General features: G+C 63.6%; 18 protein-coding genes and 1 tRNA gene. 6 read left to right on the top strand and 13 right to left on the bottom strand.

All coding sequences use genetic code 11. The annotated features are described in order from the left end of the window. The 9 genes from EOA79_RS14655 to EOA79_RS14615 all read right to left on the bottom strand — a co-directional run. Window positions 1–899 (bottom strand): ABC transporter ATP-binding protein (locus EOA79_RS14655; protein WP_164893860.1); only part of this gene is annotated, 899 nt, incomplete at its 3' end. 23 nt (window positions 900–922) lie between these two features. Beyond that, entirely contained in the window at window positions 923–1,867 is a 945-nt protein-coding gene (locus EOA79_RS14650; protein WP_067325882.1) for a carbohydrate ABC transporter permease, read from the bottom strand. Further along, complete coding sequence (locus tag EOA79_RS14645; protein WP_067002547.1) at window positions 1,864–2,823, bottom strand: sugar ABC transporter permease; 960 nt, start codon at window positions 2,821–2,823, stop codon at window positions 1,864–1,866. The genes EOA79_RS14650 and EOA79_RS14645 overlap by 4 nt, the downstream gene beginning before the upstream one ends. Before the next feature lie 186 nt (window positions 2,824–3,009). After that, complete coding sequence (locus tag EOA79_RS14640) at window positions 3,010–4,263, bottom strand: ABC transporter substrate-binding protein (RefSeq protein ID WP_067002546.1); 1,254 nt, start codon at window positions 4,261–4,263, stop codon at window positions 3,010–3,012. A gap of 59 nt (window positions 4,264–4,322) precedes the next feature. Further along, complete coding sequence (locus tag EOA79_RS14635; RefSeq protein ID WP_095823430.1) at window positions 4,323–5,834, bottom strand: aldehyde dehydrogenase family protein; 1,512 nt, start codon at window positions 5,832–5,834, stop codon at window positions 4,323–4,325. A 10-nt stretch (window positions 5,835–5,844) separates the two neighbouring features. Beyond that, window positions 5,845–6,621, bottom strand: a complete 777-nt coding sequence (locus EOA79_RS14630; protein ID WP_095823590.1) for an enoyl-CoA hydratase/isomerase family protein — start codon at window positions 6,619–6,621, stop codon at window positions 5,845–5,847. Continuing rightward, window positions 6,614–8,215, bottom strand: coding sequence for an acyl CoA:acetate/3-ketoacid CoA transferase (locus EOA79_RS14625; protein WP_095823429.1), 1,602 nt, complete (start codon window positions 8,213–8,215; stop codon window positions 6,614–6,616). Before EOA79_RS14625 ends, EOA79_RS14630 begins: the two co-directional genes overlap by 8 nt. Further along, window positions 8,212–9,228, bottom strand: coding sequence for a Gfo/Idh/MocA family oxidoreductase (locus EOA79_RS14620; protein ID WP_095823428.1), 1,017 nt, complete (start codon window positions 9,226–9,228; stop codon window positions 8,212–8,214). The genes EOA79_RS14625 and EOA79_RS14620 overlap by 4 nt, the downstream gene beginning before the upstream one ends. Then, a complete protein-coding gene (locus tag EOA79_RS14615) occupies window positions 9,225–10,277 on the bottom strand; it encodes a LacI family DNA-binding transcriptional regulator (RefSeq protein WP_095800485.1) in 1,053 nt (350 codons plus the stop codon). Before EOA79_RS14615 ends, EOA79_RS14620 begins: the two co-directional genes overlap by 4 nt. 231 nt (window positions 10,278–10,508) lie before the next feature. Here EOA79_RS14615 and EOA79_RS14610 point away from each other — a divergent pair, with 231 nt between their 5' ends. Then, window positions 10,509–11,663, top strand: coding sequence for a dihydrodipicolinate synthase family protein (locus tag EOA79_RS14610; RefSeq protein ID WP_095823427.1), 1,155 nt, complete (start codon window positions 10,509–10,511; stop codon window positions 11,661–11,663). Between the two features lie 768 nt (window positions 11,664–12,431). Here the strand turns inward: EOA79_RS14610 and EOA79_RS14605 are convergent. Next, window positions 12,432–12,506, bottom strand: a tRNA-Val gene (locus EOA79_RS14605). 215 nt (window positions 12,507–12,721) lie between these two features. Then, entirely contained in the window at window positions 12,722–13,084 is a 363-nt protein-coding gene (locus EOA79_RS14600; RefSeq protein ID WP_006199474.1) for a response regulator, read from the bottom strand. A 165-nt stretch (window positions 13,085–13,249) separates the two neighbouring features. Here EOA79_RS14600 and EOA79_RS14595 point away from each other — a divergent pair, with 165 nt between their 5' ends. Both EOA79_RS14595 and hisN read left to right on the top strand, forming a co-directional pair. Continuing rightward, window positions 13,250–14,191 carry an N-formylglutamate amidohydrolase gene (locus EOA79_RS14595; RefSeq protein WP_067002532.1) on the top strand — a complete coding sequence of 314 codons (942 nt, stop codon included), beginning with the start codon at window positions 13,250–13,252 and terminating at the stop codon, window positions 14,189–14,191. 304 nt (window positions 14,192–14,495) lie between these two features. After that, window positions 14,496–15,269, top strand: a complete 774-nt coding sequence (gene hisN / locus EOA79_RS14590; protein ID WP_095823426.1) for a histidinol-phosphatase — start codon at window positions 14,496–14,498, stop codon at window positions 15,267–15,269. A 20-nt stretch (window positions 15,270–15,289) separates the two neighbouring features. On the opposite strand, the gene EOA79_RS14585 is transcribed toward hisN, so the two are convergent. After that, complete coding sequence (locus EOA79_RS14585; RefSeq protein ID WP_095800481.1) at window positions 15,290–16,246, bottom strand: alpha/beta hydrolase; 957 nt, start codon at window positions 16,244–16,246, stop codon at window positions 15,290–15,292. Window positions 16,247–16,709: 463 nt separating this feature from the next. Here EOA79_RS14585 and EOA79_RS14580 point away from each other — a divergent pair, with 463 nt between their 5' ends. Further along, window positions 16,710–17,177 carry an Hsp20 family protein gene (locus EOA79_RS14580; RefSeq protein WP_067002526.1) on the top strand — a complete coding sequence of 156 codons (468 nt, stop codon included), beginning with the start codon at window positions 16,710–16,712 and terminating at the stop codon, window positions 17,175–17,177. A gap of 180 nt (window positions 17,178–17,357) precedes the next feature. On the opposite strand, the gene EOA79_RS14570 is transcribed toward EOA79_RS14580, so the two are convergent. Next, a complete protein-coding gene (locus tag EOA79_RS14570; protein WP_095823589.1) occupies window positions 17,358–18,410 on the bottom strand; it encodes a low specificity L-threonine aldolase in 1,053 nt (350 codons plus the stop codon). Between the two features lie 490 nt (window positions 18,411–18,900). Here EOA79_RS14570 and gltB point away from each other — a divergent pair, with 490 nt between their 5' ends. Both gltB and EOA79_RS14560 read left to right on the top strand, forming a co-directional pair. Further along, window positions 18,901–23,619 carry a glutamate synthase large subunit gene (gene gltB, locus EOA79_RS14565; protein WP_095823588.1) on the top strand — a complete coding sequence of 1,573 codons (4,719 nt, stop codon included), beginning with the start codon at window positions 18,901–18,903 and terminating at the stop codon, window positions 23,617–23,619. Window positions 23,620–23,773: 154 nt separating this feature from the next. Next, on the top strand, window positions 23,774–24,704 hold a 931-nt coding region (locus EOA79_RS14560), incomplete at its 3' end, for a glutamate synthase subunit beta (protein ID WP_164893859.1).

The following is a 24,704-nucleotide window of genomic DNA, read 5'->3' as shown; positions in this document are numbered from 1 at the left end:
TCGGCGCCTTCTGGATCGGTCAGCGCTTCCGGGCGCACGCCGAAGATGACCGGCTTGTCCTTGAAGGCCGCAAGGCCGGTCGGCGCGCCGGGCAGCGACAGCGTGATCGGTTGGCGGGCCTCACGATCGAGAACAACGGAAAGCCCGCTGCCATTGGCGCCGATCTTGGCCGGGATCAGGTTCATCGCGGGCGAGCCCATGAAATCGGCGACGAAGATATTGGTGGGGTTGTTGTAGACTTCGGCCGGCGTGCCGAACTGCTGTACCTCGCCGTCGCGCATCACGGCGATCTTGGTCGCCAGCGTCATCGCCTCGATCTGGTCGTGGGTGACATAGACGATCGTGGTGCCGGTCGTGGCGTGCAGGCGCTTGATCTCGATGCGCATGTCGACGCGCAGCTTGGCGTCGAGGTTGGAAAGCGGCTCGTCAAACAGGAAGAGTTTCGGGTCGCGCACCAGCGCCCGGCCCATGGCGACGCGCTGGCGCTGGCCGCCGGAAAGCTGGCTGGGCTTGCGGTTGAGCAGGTGACCGATCTGCAGTATCTTTGCCACCTTGTCGATCGCCGCCTGGCGCTCCGCCGCCGGCACGCCGCGCATCTCCATGCCGAAGGCGATGTTTCCGGCAACCGTCATGTTCGGATAGAGCGCGTAGCTCTGGAAGACCATGGCGATGTCGCGCTTCGAGGGATGCAGATCGTTGATGGCGCGGCCGTCGACACGGATCTGGCCCTCGGTGATGGTATCCAGCCCGGCAATGGTGTTGAGCAGCGTGGACTTGCCGCAGCCGGACGGGCCGACCAGCACAAGGAAGCCGCCCTTTTCGAGCTCGACATCGATGCCCTTCAGGATCTCGACATTCCCGAAGCGCTTCTTCAGCCCATCAATTTCCAGAAAAGCCATGGTCGTTCCTTCAGAAAATAGGGTCAGCCCTTGACCGCGCCGGCCATCAGCCCGCGCACGAAATAGCGGCCGGCGACGACATAGACGATCAGGGTGGGGAGCGCGGCGATCATCGCCGCGGCCATGTTGACGTTGTATTCGACGACGCCGGTCGAGGTGTTGACGACATTGTTGAGCGCCACCGTCATCGGCATCACGTCGCCGGTGCCGGCGTAAGCGGAAGCGAACAGGAAGTCGTTCCAGATGTTGGTGAACTGGTAGATGACGGTGACGACGAAGATCGGCATCGAGTTGGGCAGCATGATGCGACGGAAGATCTGGAAGAAGGAGGCGCCGTCGACCTGCGCCGCCTTCACCAGTTCGGTCGGGAAGGCCTCGTAATAGTTGCGGAAGAACAGCGTGGTGAAGCCGAGGCCGTAGACCACATGGACGAAGGCCAGGTTGACCGTCGAGTTGCCGAGGCCGAAGTTGAACCCCGTCGCGTTCTGCAGGCTGGCGCCGAAGCGGCCGATGCTGCCGAGGATGGTCGCCATTGGCAAGAGCACCGACTGGAACGGAATGAAGCAGGCAAACAGCATCATCGCGAAGACCAGCGTGTGGCCGCGGAAGCGCCATTTGGTCAGCACATAGCCATTGAGAGCGCCGAGCAGCGTCGAGATCAGCACCGCCGGCACCACCATCTTGATGGAGTTCCAGAAGTAGCCCTTGATGCCGGCACAAGTCAGGCCGACGCAGGTTTCGCCCCAGGCCTTGAACCATGGCGCGATGGTCGGCGACTGCGGCAGCGCCAGCATGTTGCCGTTCTGGATCTCGTCCATGGTCTTGAACGAGGTGACCAGCATCACGAAGAGCGGCATCAGGTAGAACAGCGCGAACAGCGCGAGCAGCCCGTAGATGACGATGCGGTTGATCGTCCTGGCGCTGACGCCGCTCGATGCCTGGCTGGCCGGTGAGGTGACGGCGCTCATCGCGGCTTCTCCCTGAGCTCGGAATAGAGATAAGGCACGATGATCGCGGTCAAAGTCATCAGCATGATCACCGCGCTCGCCGAGCCGACCGCCATCTCGTTGCGCTTGAAGGTGAACTCATACATGAAGTTGGAGGGCAGCCAGGCCGAACCGCCCGGTCCGCCGCTGGTCAGCGCCACGACAAGGTCATAGGACTTGATGGCCAGATGCGCGAGCACGATAAAGGCCGACAAGAACACCGGCCTGAGCAGCGGAATAACGATGCGACGGTAGAGCTGGAAGGTGGTGGCCCCATCGATCTGCGCGGCCTTCATGATCTCACCGTCGATGCCGCGAAGCCCGGCCAGAAACATCGCCATGATGAAGCCGGAAGCCTGCCAGACGCCGGCGATCACCACCGTGTAGATGACGAAATCCTTGTTCTTGATCCAGTCGAAATGGAAGCTCGTCCAGCCCCATTGGTGTAGGGTCTGCTCGAGACCGAGGCCGGGGTCGAGGAACCACTTCCAGGCGACGCCGGTGACGATGAAGGAGAGCGCCATCGGATAGAGATAGATCGGCCGCAGCATGCCTTCGCCGCGGATCTTCTGGTCGAGCAGGATGGCCAGGAACAGGCCGAGCGCCAGGCAGATCAGGATGTAGAGGAAGCCGAAAATCCCCATGTTGGTGATCGAGGTGTACCAGCTCGACGGCGGGTCGCTCTCGAAGGTCCAGCGCCACAGCCGCTGATAGGCGCGGGCGCCGGTGATGTCGTAGGATGGGAAGGTCTTGGAATTGGTGAACGACAGATAGATCGTCCATAGGATGAAGCCATAGACGAAGACGATCGTCGCCGCGAAGCTCGGCGCCAGGACGATCTTCGGCAACAGGTCCTGCAATCGCGAGCGGACGGAGGCGCCAGGACGGGCGTCATGTTCCGGCGTCAGCTTGATTTGGGTTTCGGCGACTGTGCTCATCGGCTCATCCAGTACCGGTTATTGGGGACCAGCCAGCGTGCGGCGCACACCAGGCAGCAATCCCGTATATCGTCTCGACAGGAGACCTCCCCCGCCGGAGCGGGGGAGACTCGAGTGGTTTTGTTTATGCAATTCCGAACGGAAAACCGCTATGCACTTTTCCTGGAATTGCTCCAGCAAAACGCCTTACTTGGCGTCGTCGATCGCCTTGACCAATTCGGTCACGGCTTCGTCCGAGGTCTTGATCTGGCCATGGACGAACTTCGAGATGACGTCCTTGTAGGCGTTGGCGACAGCCGGGGGCGCGCCGTAGCCCTGGGCCAACGAGCCGAACAGCTTGCCGCCTTCGTTAGCCGCCTTAAGGTCGGCGATGCCCTTCTTGCCGCAAGCATCGAAGTCGGTGTCCGGCACGTCGGTGCGGGCGGGGACCGAGCCCTTCACGACGTTGAAAGCCGACTGGAAGCTCTTCGACAGGGTGGCGGTGGCCAGAGCGACCTGCGCGGCCTTGCGGTCGTCCGGAACGTTGAACATGCCGAACATGTCGGAGTTGTAGATCACCGAGCCGTCGGTGCCCGGGAAGCGGTAGCAGAGGAAGTCCGTGCCCGGGGTCTTGTTGGCGGCGTGGAACTCGCCCTTGGCCCAGTCGCCCATGACCTGAACCAGCGCATCGCCCTTGATGACCATGGCGGTGGCGAGGTTCCAGTCGCGGCCCGAGAAGTTCGGGTCGACATAGGTGACGAGCTTGGCGAGGTTGTCGAACGACTTCTTCATCGTGTCGGACTTGAGCGACTCCTCATCGAGGTCGTTCATCGCCTTCTTGTAGAATTCCGGTCCGCCGGTCGACAGCACGACGGAGTCGAACATGGTCGCTTCCTGCCAGTTCTGGCCGCCAAGCGCCAGCGGGATGACGCCAGCGGCCTTGGCCTTGTCGAGCAGGGCGATGAAGTCGTCGAAGGTCTTCGGCTCGGTGCCGCCGATCTTGTCCATCACGGCCTTGTTGATCCACAGCCAGTTGACCGAGTGGACGTTGACCGGAGCCGCGACCCACTTGCCGTCATAGACGGAGAACTTCTGCAGGGCGGCCGGAACGCTCTTGTCCCAGCCTTCCTTCTTGGCGGTCTCGGTGAGGTCGCCCATGACGCCAGCAGCGGCATAGTCGAGCACGGTGTAGCCCAGCATCTGCGAGGCAGTCGGATAGTTGCCGGCCGCGACCATCGCCTTCAGAGCGGTCATGGCGGCGTCGCCGCCGCCGCCGGCCACCGGCACGTCCTTCCAGGCATAGCCTTCCTTGGCCAGATCCTGCTTCAGCACGTTCAGAGCAGCCGCTTCGCCGCCCGACGTCCACCAATGCAGCATCTGCACTTCCTTGACGTCCGCGGCATGCGCCGAGAACGCAAAGCTCGTCGCAAGAGCCGTTCCGATAAGCAGTTTGCGCAACATGTACTACCTCCCTTGTTGCATTCACATAACCGGCGGGGTGACCGCCGGGGTCTCCCAACTCAGCCAAGCCACCATCCGGTGCGCTGGCCGCGATGAAACTGGATTGTCTTTTCCTCGGTATAGTCCTCGACGGCGCGTTTGCCGAGTTCGCGTCCGAGACCGGATTGCTTGTAGCCGCCGAAGGGCAGTTCGGGATAACCCTCCATGAACGTATTCACCCAAACCGTCCCCGAACGCACACCGCGCGCCACCGACATGCATGTGTCGATGCTGGCGCTCCACACTCCCGCAGACAGACCATAGGGCGTGTTGTTGGCGATGTGCAATGCCCTTTCAATCGTTTCAAAAGTGAGCACGGACAGCACCGGCCCGAAGACTTCCTCGCGCGCGATTTCCATGTCCTCGGTAACGTTGCGGACAATGGTCGGATCGAGATACTGGCCGGCGTTGGAGGCGAGCTGTTCGCCGCCGCTGAAGACGCTGCCGCCGCTGGTCTTGGCCGCCGTCACATAGCCGGCTACCTTTGCCATGTGGTCGGCCGAGATCATCGCGCCGACCTTGGTGCGGTCGTCAAGCGGATCGCCGACTTTCACCCTCTCGGCCAGCGCCTTGACTGCGCCGAGAAAGTCGTCCGCGATCGCCTCATGCACGATCAGCCGACTGCCGGCATTGCAGCATTCGCCGGCGTTGAAGAAGCCGCCGAAGACTGCGGCATCCGCCGCTGCTTCGAGATCGGCGTCGGGGAAGACGATCTGGCCGTTCTTGCCGCCGAGCTCCATCGACACCTTCTTCAGCGAACTGGACGCCGCCGCCATCGTCATCTTGCCGACGCGGGTCGAGCCGGTGAAGGACACCATCTCAACCAGCGGATGCCTGACCATCGGCGCGCCGACATCGCTACCCAGGCCGGCGAGGATGTTGACGACACCCGCCGGCAGGCCGGCCTGCAGCAGGATATCGCCGAGCACGAAGGTCGACGCCGAGGTCATCTCGCTCGGCTTGACCACGGCAGTGCAGCCGGCGGCGAGCGCGAAGGGCAGTTTCTGGCTGACGATCAGGAAGGGAAAATTCCACGGCGTGATGATCGAGACGACGCCGATCGGCTCGCGCAGCACCACGCCCAGCATGTCATCGCCGAGATTGGCATAGCTCTCGCCATGGAGCGTGCGAGCAAGCGAAGCGGCATAGCGCCAGATGTCGACGGCGCCGCCGATCTCGCCGCGCGCCTGCGCGATCGGCTTGCCGGATTCCAACGCGTCGAGCCTGGCAATCTCTTCCAGTCGGCCCTCGATCAGATCGGCCGCTTTGAGCAGCACCGCGGCGCGTTCCGACGCCTTCATGCGCGGCCATGCGCCGGCCTCGAAGGCCTTGTGAGCTGCCTGCACCGCAGCGTCGACTTCCGCAGCACCCGCCTGCGCATAGCGTGAAACCGCAAAACCGTGGCCGGGACTGTTGCGTTCGATCGTGCGGCCGTCCCGGGCATCGACATGTTTGCCGTCGATCAGAAGCTTGTAGCTCTTCGGCGCCTGAGACGCTTCGACCGGCATGGAAATGTTAAGCGGTGCGTTCATCGTATCTTCTCTAGGATCTCGAAAAGTCCGGCTTGTGCCTGGCCTTGAAGGCGCCGACACCGGCCTTGAGGTCGCCGGTGAGCGCAATGAAGCCGCTGGCCAGCGCTTCCGTGGCGGCGGCGTCTTCCTCGCCTTCGGCAATGCCGATCATCAGCTTGGCGGCCTCGGTTGCGAGCGGACCACGCTCGGCGATCTTTTCTCCCCAGGCTTTTGCTTCATCCAAGGCCTTGCCGGTTTCGACGACGCGGTCGACGACGCCGAGGGCGAGCGCCTCGTTCGCCAGAAAAATCTCGCCGCCAAGCGCCATGCGCCGCACGATCTGTGCACCGAAGCGGCGCACAGCGCGCTGCGTACCAGACCAGCCGGGCACGACGCCGATCGAGGTCTCGGGAAAGCCGAGCTTGATCTGGGTTTCGGCGACGCGAAAATCGCAGGCGGCGGCCAATTCCAAGCCGCCGCCCAGCGCATGGCCGGACAGCACGGCGATTGTCGGTTGCCGAAGCCGCGCCAGCCGGTCGAAGACACGATGGCCGTAGCGCACCCATTGAACCTGGAAATCGGCGGCGCTTAATTGTGCCCAGGCCTCGACGTCGCCGCCGGCGCAAAAACCCTTGCCTTCGCCGCTGATGAGCACGACACGGACACCCTCGGCCAGCTCGGCCTTGTCGAGCGCGGCTTCGAGCGCGCGCAGCATCGGAATGTCGAGCGCGTTGAACTTTTCCGGCCGCCTGAGCGTCACGGTACCGATCGCGCCATCCTGCTCGAAGGTGACGAGGCGCTCAGCCATGCGCGCCTCCAAGTGAAGCGCCGCCGTTGAGCGACAGGCCGATCGGCCGATCCTGATAGAGCGACGCCGGCGTGATCTTGAGGTCGTTTGCGACGGCGAGCGGAGTGTCGGCCTGCGCCAGCACATCGCGTTCGAGATCGATGCCGGGCGCCAGCTCGGTCACCATCAGCCCGGCCTGGGTCAGCTTCATCACACAGCGTTCGGTGACATAGGTAATGTCCTGGCCTTGCGCGACCGCGCGCTTGCCGGAGAAGGAGATGTGCTCGACCTCCTCGACGATCTTTTTCACCTTGCCTTCCTGGTCGATGCGGAGGGCGCCGTTCGCCAGCGAAAGCTTGGCGCCAGCATTGAAGAAGCCGGAGAAGACGATCTTCTTCGCCCGCGCGGTGATATCGACGAAGCCGCCGGCGCCGGCCGTCACATGCGGTCTCGCCGAAAGCTTCGACACGTTGACCGAGCCGTGGCGGTCGATCTGCAGGAAGGACAGGAGCGAGGCGTCAAAGCCGCCGGCCTGGAAATAGATGAACTGGTGCGGCGAGGGCATGATCGCCTCGGCATTCGAGGCGCAGCCGAACTTGAAGTCGAGCAGCGGCACGCCGCCGACCGCGCCCTGCTCGATCACCCAGGTGACCTTGCCGTGCTGGCCTTCCTCGAGAAGAATGCGCGGCACGTTGGCGGAGATGCCGAAGCCGATATTGACGGCCATGCCGTCGCGCAACTCCATGGCGACGCGGCGCGCGATCACCTTCTGGATGTTCATCTCCGGGGTGCGGAAGGTGGAGAGCGGCCGGAAGATCTCGCCCGAGATCGCCGGGTCGTAAGCCGTCTGCGTCGTCTGCAGCTGATCGGGCGCGACCACGATATGGTCGACCAAGACGCCGGGCACGCGCACATCGTGCGGCTTGAGGGTTCCGTTCTCGACGATGCGCTTAACCTGCGCAATGACGATGCCGCCATTGTTGCGGGCAGCCAATGCCTGTTCGAGACCGCCGAGATAGGCGCCCTCATGCTCGTAGGTGAGGTTGCCGCGCTCGTCGGCGGAGGTGGCGCGGATGATCGAGACGTTGGGGACGATGGCGCGGAAATAGAGCCACTCCTCGCCGTCGAACTGCTGCACCGAGACGATCGGCTCGCTGGCGGCGGCGTTCATGGCGCAGCCCTGGTGGCGAGGGTCGGCGAAAGTGTCGAGGCCGACCTTGGTCAGCACGCCGGGACGCTTGGCGGCCGCCTCGCGATGCATGTCGAAGAGGATGCCGGAGGGCACGTTGTAAGCCGCGACCGAGTCGTCGCCGATCATCTGCCAGATCCGCGGCGGCTCGGCGGAGGAGGGGCCTGACGGATACGAGCCGCAGAGCGTGCGTTTGAGCAGGCCAGGCTTGGCGAGATGGTCGATGCCCTTGATGCCGTACATGTCGCCAGCGGCGATCGGGTGCAGCGTGGTGATCGCTCTCGGATGCCCTTCCGCATCGAAGCGCTCGCCGATCGCGGCGAGCACGGCGTCGGGGCAGCCGAGGCCGCTCGAGGACGACACCGAGACAACCATGCCGTCCTTGATCAGGCTGGCGGCATGCGCTGCCGTGACGAGCTTGCTCACGCGAGGCTCCCGAGTTGCGGATCGATGATCACGGCCTTGCCGGTCTTCGATGATTGCAGTGCTGCTTCGGCGGATGCCAGCGACCAAATGCCGTCCTCGCCGGTGGCCGAAGGCTGGCCTTCGCCGCGGATCGCGGCATGGAACTGGCGCAGCGAGCGGGTGTAGAGGTCCTCGCGATCGAAGCTCAGCTCTTCCTCGCCATTTGCAGTGCGCAGCAGCACCGAGCCGACCGGCTTCTGCGTCATCACATCGGTGGCGATCAGCGAGCCCTCCGACCCATGCACTTCGAAACCGATGCCGGCGAACTTGGTCGTGAAGCCTTCATGCGATTGCGCAATGACGCCGGACTTGAAGCGCCAGATGCACATCGCGCCGTCCTCCAGCCCGCCGCCGGCCATGCCGGCCGACTGTGTGAAGGCCGAGATCTCGACCGGATCGTCGCCGAGCACGAAGCGCAGCGTGTCTGCATCATGCACCGTGATGTCGAGCACCACGCCGCCCCCGGCTTCAGGCCTGGTGATGCGCCAGCCCTGCAGGCTTTCAGGCAGATAGACGGAATGGAAGACACGCGCGGCGATCGGTTTGCCGATACGGCCGGTTGCGATTGCCTCGCGCATCGCGCGGTGCGCGCCGGCATTGCGCAGATGATGGTTGGTGCCGAACACGATGCCGGCTTTCCTGGCCACCGCCACCATCTTGCGCGCATCGGCGCTGGTCAGGGCCAGCGGCTTTTCGCAGAGCACATGCTTGCCGGCCTTGATGGCGGCCAGCCCCTGTTCGAGATGCAGCTCATTGGTGGTCGAGATGTAGACGGCATCAATGTCCGAGCCAAGCAGCGCATCGAGCGTCGAGACGGCTTTAGGAATGCCGTTTTCCTTGGCGTAGCCTTGAGCCCGCTCTGCGCTGGAGCTCATCACGGCGGCAACCTCGCCGTCGGCCTGCGCGCGAATGGCGTTGATCATGAACTGCCTGGCGATTGTGCTCGCGCCGATCAGGCCCCATCTCACGCTCATGCCGCGTCTCCCATTCCAGTGCCGTGCGCGCTGCGGCTCGGGCCGCAGCTTTCCCTGACGACGAGGCTGACCGCGCCGATATGGTCCTCGGCGCGCGTCGTGCGCGACTGGATCATCTTCAGCATGACGTGCGCGGCGCGCTCGCCAAGGCCTGGGGTGTCGACGGCGACGCTGGTCAGCGCCGGCATGTAGTGCTCGGCTTCGGCCACGTCGTCGAAACCGACCACGGCGAAGTCGGCCCCGGCCTCCAGGCCGCGCTTGCGCAGCGCGAGCATGACGCCGAAAGCGACGGCGTCGTTGAAGCAAAGCGCGGCTGTCGGCGGCTCGGCTGCCGCAAGCGCGGTCTCCAGGCAGGCCATGCCGCCTCTGCGGCTGGTCTCGCCTTCGACGATCGTCCGGTTGGCGGCCGGGATGCCAAGCGCCTCGCAAGCCTCGATGAAGCCGCCAAGCCTGTCGTGATAGACAACGAGGTCGGACGAACCGCCGAAGAAAGCCAGCCGGCGGTGGCCTTTGCCGATCAGATGCTGGGTGGCGAGATAGGCGCCGCGATGGTTGTCGGGCGCGATTGCCGGGATGCGGCTCTCGGGCAGGCGGCGCATGGCGAAGACCACCGGCACGCCGGCAGCCTCGATGCGGCGGAAGGCGCCGGGCGTGGTGCCGCGCGCCGGCGAGACGATCAAACCGGCGACGCCCTGTTCCAGCAGCGACTTCAGCACTTCTTCCTGGCGGACCGGATTTTCCGCGGTGTTGGCGATGAAGGGCACGATGCCTGCGGCCTGAAAGACGCGCTCCATGCCAACCGCCAGCTCGGCGAAGAAGGGGTTGGTGAGATCGTTGATCACCATGCCGATGACGTTGGAATGCGCCTTGCGCAGGTTGGCGGCGCCGCGGTTGTAGACATAGCCGACATCCTCGATCGCCTTGCGGACCTTGACCGCGGTCTCAGGCCGGATCAGCCCGCTGCCTTGCAGCACGAGCGATACCGTCGATTTGGACACGCCGGCCTCGCGGGCGATGTCCAGGATCGTCGCCTTGGCCCGGCTGGCCATATCCGTGCTTCCTCCGCGTCCGGCGCTAAAATTTTATTGGAACGTTCTAAACATTGCGTCAAACCGGAGTCAACTGGGAATCATGTCGATTTCGAAAAATTGATCGATGGCCAGAAAATGTATGGGTTTAGGGCCGCAGCGCTGCGTTGGATCGCTTCAGTCGCAGGGATCATAAAGGTTCTTGATTTATTGGAACGTTCCATCTATAGGCTGCCACGAAGGGAGATTTCGATGGACATCATCCTGCCTGCGAAGAATGGCGATCGTGTCGGCTACCGGCTGGTCGGCCAACCGGCGCAGCCCAACATCGGCGCGGATTTCCCGCGCCTCGCCTATGCCGCCGCCCATGTCGTCGCCAACCCCTTCGCCATGACCGATCCCTGGTCGCGGCCGGCGGTCGACTGGGACAAGACCATGGCATTCCGTCATCATCTGTGGCGGCTCGGCTTCCGCATCGCCGAGGCGATGGACACCTCGCAGCGCGGCATGGGGTTCGACTGGGCGAGCGCGAAAGAACTGATCCGGCGCTCGATCGCCGAGGCGCGCACGGTGAAAGGCGCCGATCTCGCCTCCGGCGCCGGCACCGACCACCTGACGCCGGCCGCGGCAAGGACGCTCGACGATGTGATCCGAGCCTATGAGGAGCAGTTCGCCTTCATCGAAGGCGAGGGCGGCAAGGCGATCATGATGGCAAGCCGCGCGCTGGCGGCCGCGGCCAAAGGCCCGGACGACTATGCCCGCGTCTACGACCGGATCCTCAGCCAAGCCTCCGGCAAGGTGATCCTGCACTGGCTGGGCGACATGTTCGATCCGGCGCTCAAGGGCTATTGGGGCAGCAACGATTTCGATACCGCCTTGGACACCGTGGTCGCCATCATCGAGCGGCACGCCGACAAGGTCGAAGGCATAAAGATATCACTGCTCGACGCCGGCAAGGAGGTGCTGCTGCGAGACCGCCTGCCTGAAGGCGTGGTGATGTTCACGGGTGACGACTTCAACTATCCGGAGTTGATCGCGGGCGACGGCAAGAGGCACTCGCATGCGCTGCTCGGCATCTTCGATGCCATCGCCCCGGTGGCCAACCCCGCGTTGGCCAGGCTCGCCGAGGGCGACCGGGCCGGCTATGACGCGCTGATGGCGCCGACCGTGCCGCTGTCGCGCAAGATCTTCGAAGCCCCGACGGAATATTACAAGGCAGGCATCGTTTTCATGGCCTGGCTGAATGGCCACCAGGATCACTTCACCATGGTCGGCGGCATGCAGTCGGCACGCGGCATCTGCCACTATGCCGATGTCTTCCGCCTCGCCGATCAGGCGGGGTTGCTGGCCGATCCTCACCTCGCCGTCGCCAGGATGAAAGCACTTTGCGCCGTCTCGGGCGTCTGAGGATATGCCTCTCGCTTCCCCTGCCGCTGGCGAAAAGCGTAACCTGGATATCGGGCTTGGACCGGCAGCAGCCGAAATTCAGCTGGAAGGGGTTGGCACCGCCGTCGTCGACTATCAGGCCGACCGATCGGCAGTACCGCATGTTCCCGCAGGCCGAGGTCTAGTCTAGACCCCAGCGACTTTGCGAGAAATCCGCTTCAACCGGTGCGGATCGATCTGCGGTTCTGTGTCGATGAGCTTCTGCCTCGAACGATTGATCACATCTCTCGTTTGGGCGAGGAGCTTCCTGTCGCTCTCGGCTTGAAGAGGGCGCGGGCGTGGATTGTCGGGAATTCGGTCTCGCACGACGCGTCTCGGGTCTTGGTTCAGACGGGAACGCGGTCGCTGTCTCTCAGCCGCCGGCGTCCTTTGCTAGTTGCCGACGATGAAGGTTAACTTGCGAGCGTCAGATCAGTTGCACGGTGCGTTAGAGATCTTCTGGGCCTTGCCGGAATATCCAGGCTCGCTCTCGGGCCGACTGCAGTTCGCTGCGGATCCGTCGCGCTTGTTGCCGTTCGGCGTCGACTTCGGCTCGAAGCCGATACCGCTCGGCGCGCAATTTGATGGAATCTATATAAACCTTCCAACTCGTCTTCGGCCATTGCAGCCAGTCCCCATTTGGCGTGCAACGGAACGCGTCCGCTTTGGTTCCGGGGTCGCGGTTGGAAATCTTCGACCCGGAGTTTCTGTGCCAATCGGCACATTGGGTTAGCTAAGTGATTGAAAGGATGGTGGGCGTGACAAGGATTGAACTTGTGACCCCTGCAATGTCAATGCAGTGCTCTCCCGCTGAGCTACACGCCCATCCGAAGCCGCGCATACACCATTTTTGGTCCGGCGCGTCAATAGCAGGAACGAGAAAAGAAAGCTCGGTTTCGCCGCAGCGGCGGAAGCGCCAAGCCTAAAGCGCGTCGCGTCGAAACGGGTCCGAGTGACGCGCTTAGATCTTTTGTTTAGTTGATGTCGTTTTCCCAGCCGCTGCGCCGTTTTGGACGACATGCGTCGGCCGGAAAAACCCTTTAGGCCGCCTGAAGCATCTTCTCGACCTCGTTGACGAGATCGCGCAGATGGAACGGCTTCGACAGCACCTTGGCGTCCTTGGGCGCCTTGGAATCCGGATTGAGCGCGACGGCAGCGAAGCCGGTGATGAACATGACCTTGAGATCCGGATCGATCTCAGTGGCGCGGCGGGCAAGCTCGATGCCGTCCATCTCCGGCATGACGATGTCGGTCAGAAGCAGCGAAAAAGGCTCTTCGCGCAGCCGCTCATAGGCGCTGGCGCCGTTGTCGAAATCGCTCACCTGGTAGCCGGCGCGTTCCAGCGCCTTGACGAGGAACCGGCGCATATCGTCGTCGTCTTCCGCCAGAAGAATGCGTGCCATCGTATCCCGTCCGAATCACCCGCCCCAAGCCTGCCGCCGGGCAAGCCCGTTAACCATCCTGTATATGAGGAGGAGACGGTAAACATCAAGTGAACGTTGGCCTTGTCGCGACCACTACGACTGTGCGTTTCGCGGGGCTGAAATGCTGGACATGCCGGGCGCAAGATGGCAGTTTCGCATCATGATGCAGTGCTTCGTCCTGGTTCGTTCAAATTGAAGACGGCAGCCGAGGATTTTTCGGTCACACCACCCTTCGAAATCCGATCGGGCGCCGAGCAACGCGTAGCTTTCCTGTTCAACTCGCCGCATAGCGGCCGCCATTATCCCGAGCGCTTCCTGGCCATGGTGCGGCTCGACCGCAACGCCATACGCCGCTCGGAGGATTGCTATGTCGATGAACTGTTCGGCGGCGCCGTGGCGCTCGGCGCGCCGATGCTGGCGGCAAATTTCCCGCGCGCCTATCTCGACGTCAACCGCGAACCGTGGGAACTCGATCCGCGCATGTTCGCGGAGCCGGTGCCGTCCTTCTGCAATATCCGTTCGGCCCGCGTCGCGGGCGGGCTGGGCACCGTGCCGAAGCTGGTGGGAGAGGGGCTCGACATCTATCCCGGGCGTCTGCCGCTCTCCGAGGCCGTGGGACGCATAGAGGCCGTCTACAAGCCCTATCACGAGACGCTGAAGCGGCTCTTGACCAGGACCCACGCCAGGTTCGGCTATGCCGTGCTGATCGACTGCCATTCGATGCCGGCCAGCGTCCGGGTCGGCGACAATGGCGCGCGGCCGGACTTCATCATCGGCGATCGTTTCGGCATTTCCGCCAGCGCCGCTCTAACCGAGAGGGCGATCGGCCTGCTCACCGGAATGGGCTACGCTGTCGCGCATAACAAGCCTTATGCCGGCGGCTTCATAACCGAGCATTACGGACGGCCGGCGCGTCATCTCCACGCGCTGCAGATCGAGGTCAATCGCGGGCTCTACATGAACGAGCGGACATTCCAGAAATCGGCTGGCTTCGACGCTTTAGCCGACGACCTGACGCGGTTTTCGGCCGAACTGATTTCGATGCCCGGCCATCATTTCCTCGACCTGCCGCTCGCCGCCGAATGACGGCGGCGCTGGGAACCGCAGCTCAAAAAAAGACCGCATCGTTTTCACGACACGGTCGAAGTCTAGGGAGGAAACGCCCAAGGAGGGCATGGACAGGATAAGCTGTCCGAGAACAAAAGTATTGTGCGATGCACAAATGTCAATCGACTTCAGGCTTTTTTAATTCAATATGATGTGCAAATCCGGTTTCGGCGCCTGACGTGTGACTTTGAGGCAACAGGCGAGGGCGCCTGACCCGGTTGCACGCTCCGGTCCGACAAGAAGACAGCAGCTGCCGGATGGTTGCCGCAACGGGGAGAGTGGGTTGGATATCAGCATCGACTTCATGCGGCGCATCGCGCGTGCCGCCGCCGCCGAGACCTTGCCTCGCTTCCGCAGCCAGGCCGCAGTCGCCAACAAGCTGGCGGAGAGCTTCGATCCGGTGACGGAAGCCGATCGCGAGGCCGAGCGGGCGATCCGGGCGCTTATCTCGGCGGAGTATCCCGATCACGGCATCCTCGGCGAAGAGCATGGCAACGAGAACATTTCGAGCCGGCATGTCTGGGTCATCGACCCGATCGACGGCACACGCGCCTTCATTTCCGGCCTGCCGGTCTGGGGAACGCTGGTCGGACTGACGATCGACGGCGATGCCGTCGCCGGCCTGATGTCGCAGCCCTTCACCGGCGAGCTGTTCTATGCCAATGCCTCCGGCTCGCATTACGAAGGCCCGGGTGGCCCGCGCAAGCTCGCGACGCGCAAGACGACGCAGCTTTCGCAGGCGACCCTGTTCACCACCACGCCGGCGCTGTTCAAGGGCGCGGCGCGCAACCGCTATGACGCGTTCGAGAAACAGGTGCAGCTCGCCCGCTACGGCACCGACTGCTACGCCTTCGCCATGGTGGCGGCGGGCAGCGTCGATATCGTCGCCGATCCGGGTTTGAAACCCTACGACATCGTGGCGCTGATCCCGATCATCGAGAAGGCGGGCGGCGTCGTCACCACCTTCGAAGGCGGGCCGGCGGAAAACGGTGGCGACATATTGGCGGCGGCGACGCCGGAGTTGCACGCCGCGGCAATGGCGGCGCTGCGCGGCTGATCCGCGGCGTCGTTCCGTGATCAGGCAGCGTCGCCGGTTCCCGGAACAAAAGCATCGAAGGCCGCCAGGAGCTGCTCGCGAAAGACATCCCTCTCCTGCAGGATCTCATGATGCGCGCCGTCGATCATCAACAAAGAGCCGACGCGCAGCCGTCTGGCATAGGATTCGACCGCCTTGGTCGAGACCACCTGGTCGGCGCCGGCGCCGACGATCAGCGTCGGTACCTGGATCCTTGCCATGAAATCGGGGTCGCTGACCGCTTCCGCCGCTGCGGCTGCGGCCTTCAGCCAGCGGATGGTCGGACCACCGAGTCCAAGGTGGGGCCAGGCCCTGTAAATATCGGTATTGCGCCGGTAGCGCTCCGGGTCGGACGTCACCTTGTTCATTTCGAAGGGCGTCGGCAATTTCGAGCGGGGCCCCCAGGCGGCATAGAGGCGGCCGAGGCCCAGCGCGCAGAACACCGCGCAGACGCGCCGTATGGTGGCGATCGAAACCCGCAAGTCGGGCACGGCCAGGAAAGGCGCGATCAGCACCATCCGCCGCACCCGGTTGACCATCGACGGCGAGGCAAGAAGCGCGATCACCGCTCCCGTCGAATGGGCGAGGATGTAATAGGGGCCGCGGCAATCGGGCAGCACGATCTCCTCGAAGAACTGCTCGAGATCACGGGTGTAGTCGCGGAAGCTGCGGACATAGCCGCGCTGCCGGTCGCGCAGCAGGCGGCTGGAATCGCCCTGGCCGCGCCAGTCGAGGGTGGCGACGCCGAATCCGCGGTCGGCGAGATCGCGGATGGTCTCGAAATATTTCTCGATGCACTCGTTGCGGCCGGTCAGCAGCACCACCGTGCCCTGGAGCGGGCGGGCGACGGCGGCGAAAACGCCGTAGCGGATCTTCCTGCCGTCGCGGGTGGTGAAGAAGCCGCCGGCAGCGTTCTGCGGCGGCGGATTGCCCTCAGTCAGATAGAAAAGGTCCGTCATTCGGCGCTTCGTTGATTGCTTCTTGCCCGAGCGGGCCAGGCGTCGCCACGGTGATAGACGCCCATGCGCCAAAAGCAAAGGTCCGGAATACGCGCTTTCCTGAACGGGAAGGCCGGAAGCACCTGCGGCGCGCTTCCGGCCCCCTGTCGATCCGGGAGGAAGGGACGTTACACCCGGTCGGCCTCGTCGCGGCGCACCGATCGAGGCGCCGCATATCCGTATTGTTGACTGCAGCCTAGCGAGCCCCGGCTGAACGGATGCCGAAGCCTCGGTTCATCTGGCGTTCATCGAGCGAAAAAATCGAAGTGAAAGTTGGTGCGCGAAGTTCTTGAAATGGGCTTTTCCGCTTCCCAAATGGAGGTTGCGGCCGCCGATGTCGGGGCCGCTGGCCTATCCGGAGCGCCTTTCGAGGGTTTCGTACCGGGTCAAACGCAAACCATGTTGCTCAACAGGAGAACACATCATGCGTCACGTTGATTTTTCCCCGCTTTATCGTTCGACCGTCGGTTTCGACCGGCTGTTCACCATGCTCGATACGCTCGGCCAGCCCGAGAGCGCGCAGACCTATCCGCCCTATAACATCGAGCGCACCGGCGAGAACGCCTATCGCATCTCGATGGCGGTTGCCGGCTTCTCGGAAGACGAGATCTCGATCGAGGCGCACCGCAATGTGCTCACCGTCAAGGGTGAGCGCAAGGAAGAGAACAATGGCGAGGGTTCGGAGCTGCTCTATCGCGGCATCGCTTCGCGCGCCTTCGAGCGTCGCTTCCAGCTCGCCGACCACGTTGAGGTCGAGGGCGCCACGCTGAAGAACGGCCTGCTCTTCGTCGACCTCAAGCGCAACATTCCGGAAGAGCTGAAGCCGCGCAAGATCGCGATCACCTCGTCTTCGGACAAGGCCAAGCAGATCGAGGCCAAGGCCGCCGCGTAAGCCGCGGGCTCCATGTAAGAAACGTCTCCCTCCCGAGACCAAAGCGGCGCCGAAGGGCGCCGCTTTTTTGTGACATTAATCCTGCGCCAGAAAATCAACGCGGCGACATTTCGCCGATGTTTTCTGGCTTTTTTGATCCTGCTTGGCCTCGAACTGTCGCTGGGGCCTTTGCTCGCCTGATCATTGCGAGAGGTGTTGGCCGAGACGGTCGATCTCTTGGGTGGTGGTGGCGAAGCTGGCGACGAAACGGTAGATTGCTTCCTTGTCGCCGAGATGGCCATCGAAACCCTGCGTCACGCCCCATTCATAGAATTTGGCGCCGGCGGTCTGCAGCTTTTCGGCAAGAGCGCGGTCGAAGATTGCGAACACTTCGTTGGCCTGCGGCAGCCAGGCGAGCCTGCCCGCCGGCGCGTCCTCGATCGTCTCGGCGAGATGTGCCGCCATCGCATTGGCATGCCGCGCCATCCTCAGCCAAAGGTCGTCGGTGAAATAGGCTTCGAATTGCGCCGAGATGAAGCGCGCCTTGGAAAAGGTCTGTCCGGCGCGCTGGCGAAGCAGGCGCAGATCCCGGCCGACTTCCGGGTTGAAGATCACCACCGCGTCGGCCATCCAGCAACCGTTCTTGGTGCCGCCGAAGGAGATCAAGTCGACGCCGCTCCTCCAGGTCATTTCCGCCGGCGTGACGTCGGTCGCGGCAATCGCATTGGCAAAGCGCGCGCCATCCATATGCAGCGGCAGCTTGTGCCTACGGCTGACCTCGGCAATCGCCTTGACGTCGTCGACGGTGTAGACGGTGCCCACCTCGGTCGCCTGGGTGATCGTCACGGCCATCGGCTGGCCGGCCGGCGCAAGATCCTGCGAATAGCGCTTGATGGCATTGTCGAGAGCCTGCGGGTTGATGCGCCCCAGGGGACCCGCAACCGGCGCCGTACGAGCGCCGCCGGTGTAGAAGCCCATCGCGCCGAACTCGTCGACATTCATATGCGCTTCGGAATGACAAAGGGCGATGCCGCCGATACGGTTCAACGCCGCCATCGAAAGGGCGTTGGCCGCGGTGCCGGTGGCGACGAAGAACACCTGAACTTCCCGCTCGAAGATCTCGCTGAAGCGATGGTAGACGGTGCGGTCCAGGTCGCCGTCGCCATACGCGGTCGCGATGCCGGCCGCGTGGCGGGAGAGGTTCGCCGAAATGTCGGGATGAACGCCCGCCCAGTTGTCGGATGCAAAGAACATCGAGAGGTCCGTATTGTGATTGGCAGAAAGCGGCGCGACTTGACTGCTTTGGCGCGCGAAGCGCAAGGGCCAATCTTTCGCAAAACGGTGAAGCCAGCTGGGCCGTAACGACTGACTAGAGGTTGCGTTTTTTGATCCCTTCGCGAAATTTTGTGTCGCGGCACGCCCGAGAATTTTGTGAATCGGTCTTGTGCAGGTGCGGGATTTCTGCCATAAAAAATTTAGGACAGTAGTGCTGTCTTATTTTGTCGCACAAAACAGGCTGGACTGGCATATCATCGCTGCCATTCCGGCCATTGTCGCGAGCGGCGGGTAGACGGCTCCGCTCTGGCCTGTACGATACCGGATGCGAACCGGGCGTATGGCCGCATGGTTCGGCAAGAATTTCGCGAGACGTGCAGCAAGGACGAAGGGAAGCATCGTGCTTCCCAAGGCAAACCAGCGCCCCGAGGGCAATCACCGCCAAGGGTGCGGAACGGAGGATAGGACGATGACGGAATTGACGCCATCTGCGATCAACGGCCAGGCCGCGCAGACGAAAGCGGCAGCCGTCAAAACTGGTACCGCCGCCAATGGTTTGATCGCGCAGGGCCTCTACGATCCGCGCAACGAGCATGACGCCTGCGGCGTCGGCTTCATCGCCAACATGAAGGGCGTAAAGTCGCACCAGATCGTCGAGGACGGTCTGGCGATGCTGGAAAACCTCACCCATCGCGGCGCTGTCGGCGCCGATCCGCTGGTCGGCGACGGCGCCGGCGTGCTGGTGCAGATTCCGGATCGGTTCTTCCGCGATGAGATGGCCGCAAAGGGCGTCGAACTGCCGCCGGCAGGCCAATATGGCGTCGGCCACTGGTTCATGCCGCAGGACGCAGCCCTTCGCGCCCATATCGAGGACATCATCGCCGAATCGGCCCAGTCCGAAGGGCTGCCGCTGATCGGCTTCCGCGACGTGCCGGTCGATAATTCGTCGCTGTCGAAGGCGCCGGAGATTGTCGCCTCGGAGCCGTTCCATCGCCAGGTGTTCATCGGCCGCACGGCCGAGATTCCGGACGACGAGGAGTACGAGGCGAGGCTCTACCTGCTGCGCAAGGTGATCTCGGGCCGCATCTATGCCGAGAACGACAACAAGGATGTCGGCGCCTATTGCGTGTCGCTGTCGGCGCGCACCATCGTCTACAAGGGCATGTTCCTCGCCTACCAAGTCGGCGCCTATTACAAGGACCTCAAGGATCCGCGCTTCGACACGGCGCTGATCCTCGTCCACCAGCGCTTCTCGACCAACACCTTCCCGTCATGGAAGCTGGCGCATCCCTATCGCATGGTCGCGCATAACGGCGAGATCAACACGGTGCGCGGCAACAACAACTGGATGGCCGCGCGTCAGGCCTCGGTCGATTCGGAGCTGTTCGGCAACAACATCTCGAAGCTGTGGCCGATCTCCTATGAGGGTCAGTCCGACACGGCGTGCTTCGACAATGCGCTCGAATTCCTGTTCCAGGGCGGCTATAGCTTAAGCCACGCCATGATGATGCTGATCCCGGAAGCCTGGGCCGGCAACAAGCTCATGGATCCCGACCGCAAGGCGTTTTACGAATACCACGCCGCGCTGATGGAGCCGTGGGACGGGCCGGCGGCGGTCGTCTTCACCGACGGGCGGCAGATCGGCGCGACGCTCGATCGCAACGGCCTGCGTCCGGCTCGCTACATCGTCACCGACGACGACCGCGTCATCATGGCTTCGGAAGCCGGGGTGCTGCCGGTGCCGGAGGAAAAGATCGTGCAGAAGTGGCGGCTGCAGCCCGGCCGCATGCTTTTGATCGATCTGGCCAAGGGCCGCATCATCTCCGACGAGGAGATCAAGTCGGAGATCGCGACCAGGCACCCTTACAAGACCTGGCTCGCCAACACGCAGTTGATTCTTGAAGAGCTGAAGCCGGTCGAGCCGCGGGCGCTGCGCAAGGATGTCAGCCTGCTCGATCGCCAGCAGGCCTTCGGCTACACACAGGAAGACACGAAGCTTCTAATGGCACCGATGGCCACTACCGGCCAGGAAGCGGTCGGCTCGATGGGCACCGACACGCCGATCTCGGCGATGTCGGACAAGTCGAAGCTGCTCTACACCTATTTCAAGCAGAACTTCGCTCAGGTCACCAATCCGCCGATCGACCCGATCCGTGAGGAACTGGTAATGAGCCTGGTGTCCTTCATCGGGCCGCGGCCGAACATCTTCGACCTGATCGGCACATCGCGCCGCAAGCGGCTTGAAGTGCGCCAGCCGATTCTCACCAACGGCGATCTCGAGAAGATCCGCTCCATCGGACACACCGAGGACCGCTTCGACACCAAGACGATCGACATCACCTACGGTTCGAACGAGGGCGCTGCCGGCATGCAAGGCGCCATCGACCGGCTCTGCGAGCGTGCCGAGGCGGCAGTCGCGGGCGGCTACAACATCATCATCCTGTCCGACCGCCAGGTCGGGCCGGACCGCATCGCCATTCCGGTTTTGCTGGCGACGGCGGCGGTGCACCATCACCTGATCCGCAAGGGCCTGCGCACCGCGGTAGGACTGGTCGTCGAATCCGGCGAGCCCCGCGAGGTGCATCATTTCTGCTGCCTCGCCGGCTATGGCGCCGAGGCGATCAATCCCTATCTCGCCTTCGACACGCTGCTCGACATGCACAGGCGCGGCGAGCTGCCGGAGGAGGTCGACGCATACGAGGTCGTCTCCCGCTATATCAAGTCCATCGGCAAGGGCATCCTCAAAGTGATGTCCAAGATGGGCATCTCGACCTACCAGTCCTATTGCGGTGCGCAGATCTTCGACGCCATCGGGCTGAAGTCGGACTTCGTCGAGAAGTACTTCACCGGCACTGCGACGCTGATCGAAGGCGTCGGGCTGGACGAGATCGCGACCGAGACTCTCAGCCGCCATACCGATGCCTTCGGCAACGACCCGGTGCTGCGCAACAATCTCGAGGTCGGCGGCGAATACATGTTCCGCATGCGCGGTGAGGCGCATATGTGGTCGCCGGATGCGGTCGCCAGCCTGCAGCATGCCGTGCGCCAGGGCTCCTGGGACACGTTCAAGGAGTATTCGGCGCAGATCGACAGCGCGACAGCTAGAGCGCAGACCATCCGCGGCCTGTTCGAGATCAAGCTGGCGGAAGAGACCGGCCGCAAGAAGGTCGCGATCGAAGACGTCATGCCGGCGGCCGAGATCGTCAAGCGCTTCTCGACCGGCGCGATGTCCTTCGGCTCGATCTCCCGGGAAGCGCACACGACGCTGGCGCGAGCGATGAACGCTATCGGCGGCAAGTCGAACACCGGCGAGGGCGGCGAAGAGGCCGACCGCTATCTGCCGCTGCCCGGCGGCGGCAAGAATCCGGAACGCTCGGCGATCAAGCAGGTCGCGTCGGGGCGGTTCGGCGTGACGGCGGAGTATCTGGTCAATTCCGACGTCATGCAGATCAAGGTGGCCCAAGGCGCCAAGCCCGGCGAGGGCGGTCAGTTGCCCGGACACAAGGTCGACGCCACCATCGCCAAGGTCAGACACTCGACGCCAGGCGTCGGCCTGATCTCGCCGCCGCCGCATCACGACATCTATTCGATCGAGGATCTGGCTCAGCTGATCTACGACCTTAAGAACGTCAATCCGGCGGCCGATGTCTCGGTCAAGCTGGTGTCGGAGGTCGGCGTCGGCACGGTTGCGGCGGGCGTCGCCAAAGCGCGCGCCGATCACATCACCATCTCCGGCTACGACGGCGGCACCGGCGCTTCGCCGCTGACCTCACTCAAGCATGCCGGCAGCCCGTGGGAAATGGGCCTCGCCGAGACGCATCAGACCCTGGTGCTCAACGGCCTGCGCTCCCGCGTGGCGCTGCAGGTCGACGGCGGGTTGCGCACCGGCCGTGACGTCATCATCGGCGCGCTGCTCGGCGCCGACGAGTTCGGCTTCTCGACCGCGCCGCTGATTGCGGCCGGCTGCATCATGATGCGCAAGTGCCACCTGAACACCTGCCCGGTCGGGGTGGCGACGCAGGACCCGGTGCTGCGCAAGCGCTTCAAGGGCACGCCGGAGCATGTCATCAACTTCTTCTTCTACGTGGCGGAGGAGGTGCGCGCGCTGCTCGCCGAAATGGGCTTCACCCATCTCGACCAGATCATCGGCGACACCGACCTTCTGGAGAAGCGCGACGTGATCCAGCACTGGAAGGCGCGCGGGCTCGACTTCTCGAAGATGTTCTTCAAGCCGGAGGCGCCGCCTGAGGCGCTGCACTGGAGCGAGCGGCAGAAGCATCCGATCGACGACGTGCTCGACCGCAAGCTGATCGAGCTGGCAAAGCCGGCGCTGGAAGCCAAGCAGCCGGTCAGCATCGAGCTGCCGATCCGCAATGTCGACCGCTCTGCCGGCGCGATGCTGTCGGGCGAAGTCGCCAAGCGCTTCAAGCAAAGAGGCCTGCGCGAGGACACGATCCAGGTCAAGCTCACCGGCACGGCCGGCCAGTCTTTCGGTGCGTTTCTCGCGCGCGGCGTCTCCTTCGAGCTGGTCGGCGCCGGCAACGACTATGTCGGCAAAGGCCTGTCGGGCGGCCGCATCGTCATCCGGCCGCCGGAAGAGGCCAAGATCGTCGCGGCTGACTCGATCATCGTCGGCAACACGGTGCTCTACGGTGCGACCGAGGGCGAGGCCTATTTCGCCGGCGTCGCCGGCGAGCGCTTCGCGGTGCGCAATTCCGGCGTCGTTGCCGTCGTCGAAGGCGTCGGCGACCATGGCTGCGAATACATGACCGGCGGCATCGTCGTGGTCATCGGCAAAACGGGCCGCAACTTCGCCGCCGGCATGTCGGGCGGCGTCGCCTATGTGCTCGACGAGAAGGGCGATTTCGCCGAACGCTGCAACATGGCGATGGTCGAGCTGGAGCCCGTTCCGGAAGAGGACGACCTGATGGAGAAGCTGCTCCATCATGGCGGCGACCTCGACCATAAGGGACGCGTCGACGTCTCCGGCGACATGACCAGCCATGACGAGGAGCGGCTCTATCAGCTGATCTCGAACCACGTCCATTACACGGGCTCGGTGCGCGGCCGCGAGATCCTCGACAATTGGGCAAGCTTCCGGCCGAAATTCCGGAAAATCATGCCGGTCGAGTATCGCCGCGCGCTGATCGAGATGGAGCGCATGCGCATGAGCGTGGCGGCGGAATAGGCTTTGGGCACGGCCGGGGAGGTAATCGCCCGGCCGGCATCCTCACCAACAATCCTGACCTCGGACCAAGGTTGCCACGGCGGCCTTATGAGGTTAACGGGTGCGCCGACAAGCTAGACTTTCGAGCGCGCCTTCGGACAGCAGGGACTGGACTATGGGCAAGGTAACAGGGTTTCTCGAAATCGACCGGCAGGTGCAGAAGTACCAGCCTGCCTCGGATCGCATCCGGCATTTCCGCGAATTCACGCTGCCGATGTCGGACAAGGAGGTCGAGAAACAGGCCGCGCGCTGCATGGATTGCGGCATCCCGTTTTGCCATGGGCCGACCGGCTGCCCGATCCACAACCAGATCCCGGACTGGAACGACCTCGTCTACAATGGCGACTGGGACAGCGCGATCCGCAACCTGCATTCGACCAACAATTTCCCGGAGTTCACCGGCCGCATCTGCCCGGCGCCTTGCGAGGAAGCCTGCACGCTGAACCTCGAGGACATTCCGGTCGCCATCAAGACGGTCGAGCAGGCGATCGCCGACAAGGCCTATGAGACCGGCCACATCCGGCCCTACCCGCCGGAAAAGAAGACCGGCAAGCGGGTTGCCGTCATCGGCTCCGGGCCGGCCGGCATGGCCGCCGCCCAGCAGCTCGGCCGCGCCGGCCACGATGTGCATGTCTATGAGCGCGAGAGCCGGCCGGGCGGGCTGATGCGCTACGGCATTCCCGACTTCAAGATCGAGAAGCATTACATCGATCGCCGCATCGAGCAGATGCAGGGCGAGGGCGTGAGTTTCCATTGCGGCGTCAACGTCGGCGTCGACAAGCCGGTTGCCGAGCTCCTCGCCGAGCACGACGCCGTGCTCTATTGCGGCGGCTCGGAAACGCCGCGCCCGGCCAACATTCCGGGCGACGATCTCAGCGGCGTCTATGACGCCATGCCGTATCTCGTGCAGCAGAACCGCCGCGTCGGTGGCGAGCCGATCCAATCGGTGGCCTGGCCGTCACATCCGATCATCGCCGGCGGGCAGCATGTCGTCGTCGTCGGCGGCGGCGACACCGCGTCCGACTGCATCGGCACCGCCTTCCGGC

The organism is Mesorhizobium sp. M1A.F.Ca.IN.020.03.2.1, from assembly GCF_004023205.1.
Lineage (GTDB): Bacteria > Pseudomonadota > Alphaproteobacteria > Rhizobiales > Rhizobiaceae > Mesorhizobium.
Note: the sequence above shows the minus strand (reverse complement) of the source record. Positions and strands in the feature narration are given on the sequence as shown.

Coding starts and splice junctions, on each gene's coding strand:
- EOA79_RS14650 (WP_067325882.1), bottom strand. CDS start 1,867: ATGAGCGCCGTCACCTCACCGGCCAGCCAGGCATCGAGCGGCGTCAGC.
- EOA79_RS14645 (WP_067002547.1), bottom strand. CDS start 2,823: ATGAGCACAGTCGCCGAAACCCAAATCAAGCTGACGCCGGAACATGAC.
- EOA79_RS14640 (WP_067002546.1), bottom strand. CDS start 4,263: ATGTTGCGCAAACTGCTTATCGGAACGGCTCTTGCGACGAGCTTTGCG.
- EOA79_RS14635 (WP_095823430.1), bottom strand. CDS start 5,834: ATGAACGCACCGCTTAACATTTCCATGCCGGTCGAAGCGTCTCAGGCG.
- EOA79_RS14630 (WP_095823590.1), bottom strand. CDS start 6,621: ATGGCTGAGCGCCTCGTCACCTTCGAGCAGGATGGCGCGATCGGTACC.
- EOA79_RS14620 (WP_095823428.1), bottom strand. CDS start 9,228: ATGAGCGTGAGATGGGGCCTGATCGGCGCGAGCACAATCGCCAGGCAG.
- EOA79_RS14615 (WP_095800485.1), bottom strand. CDS start 10,277: ATGGCCAGCCGGGCCAAGGCGACGATCCTGGACATCGCCCGCGAGGCC.
- EOA79_RS14610 (WP_095823427.1), top strand. CDS start 10,509: ATGGACATCATCCTGCCTGCGAAGAATGGCGATCGTGTCGGCTACCGG.
- EOA79_RS14600 (WP_006199474.1), bottom strand. CDS start 13,084: ATGGCACGCATTCTTCTGGCGGAAGACGACGACGATATGCGCCGGTTC.
- EOA79_RS14595 (WP_067002532.1), top strand. CDS start 13,250: ATGGCAGTTTCGCATCATGATGCAGTGCTTCGTCCTGGTTCGTTCAAA.
- EOA79_RS14585 (WP_095800481.1), bottom strand. CDS start 16,246: ATGACGGACCTTTTCTATCTGACTGAGGGCAATCCGCCGCCGCAGAAC.
- EOA79_RS14580 (WP_067002526.1), top strand. CDS start 16,710: ATGCGTCACGTTGATTTTTCCCCGCTTTATCGTTCGACCGTCGGTTTC.
- EOA79_RS14570 (WP_095823589.1), bottom strand. CDS start 18,410: ATGTTCTTTGCATCCGACAACTGGGCGGGCGTTCATCCCGACATTTCG.
- gltB (WP_095823588.1), top strand. CDS start 18,901: ATGACGGAATTGACGCCATCTGCGATCAACGGCCAGGCCGCGCAGACG.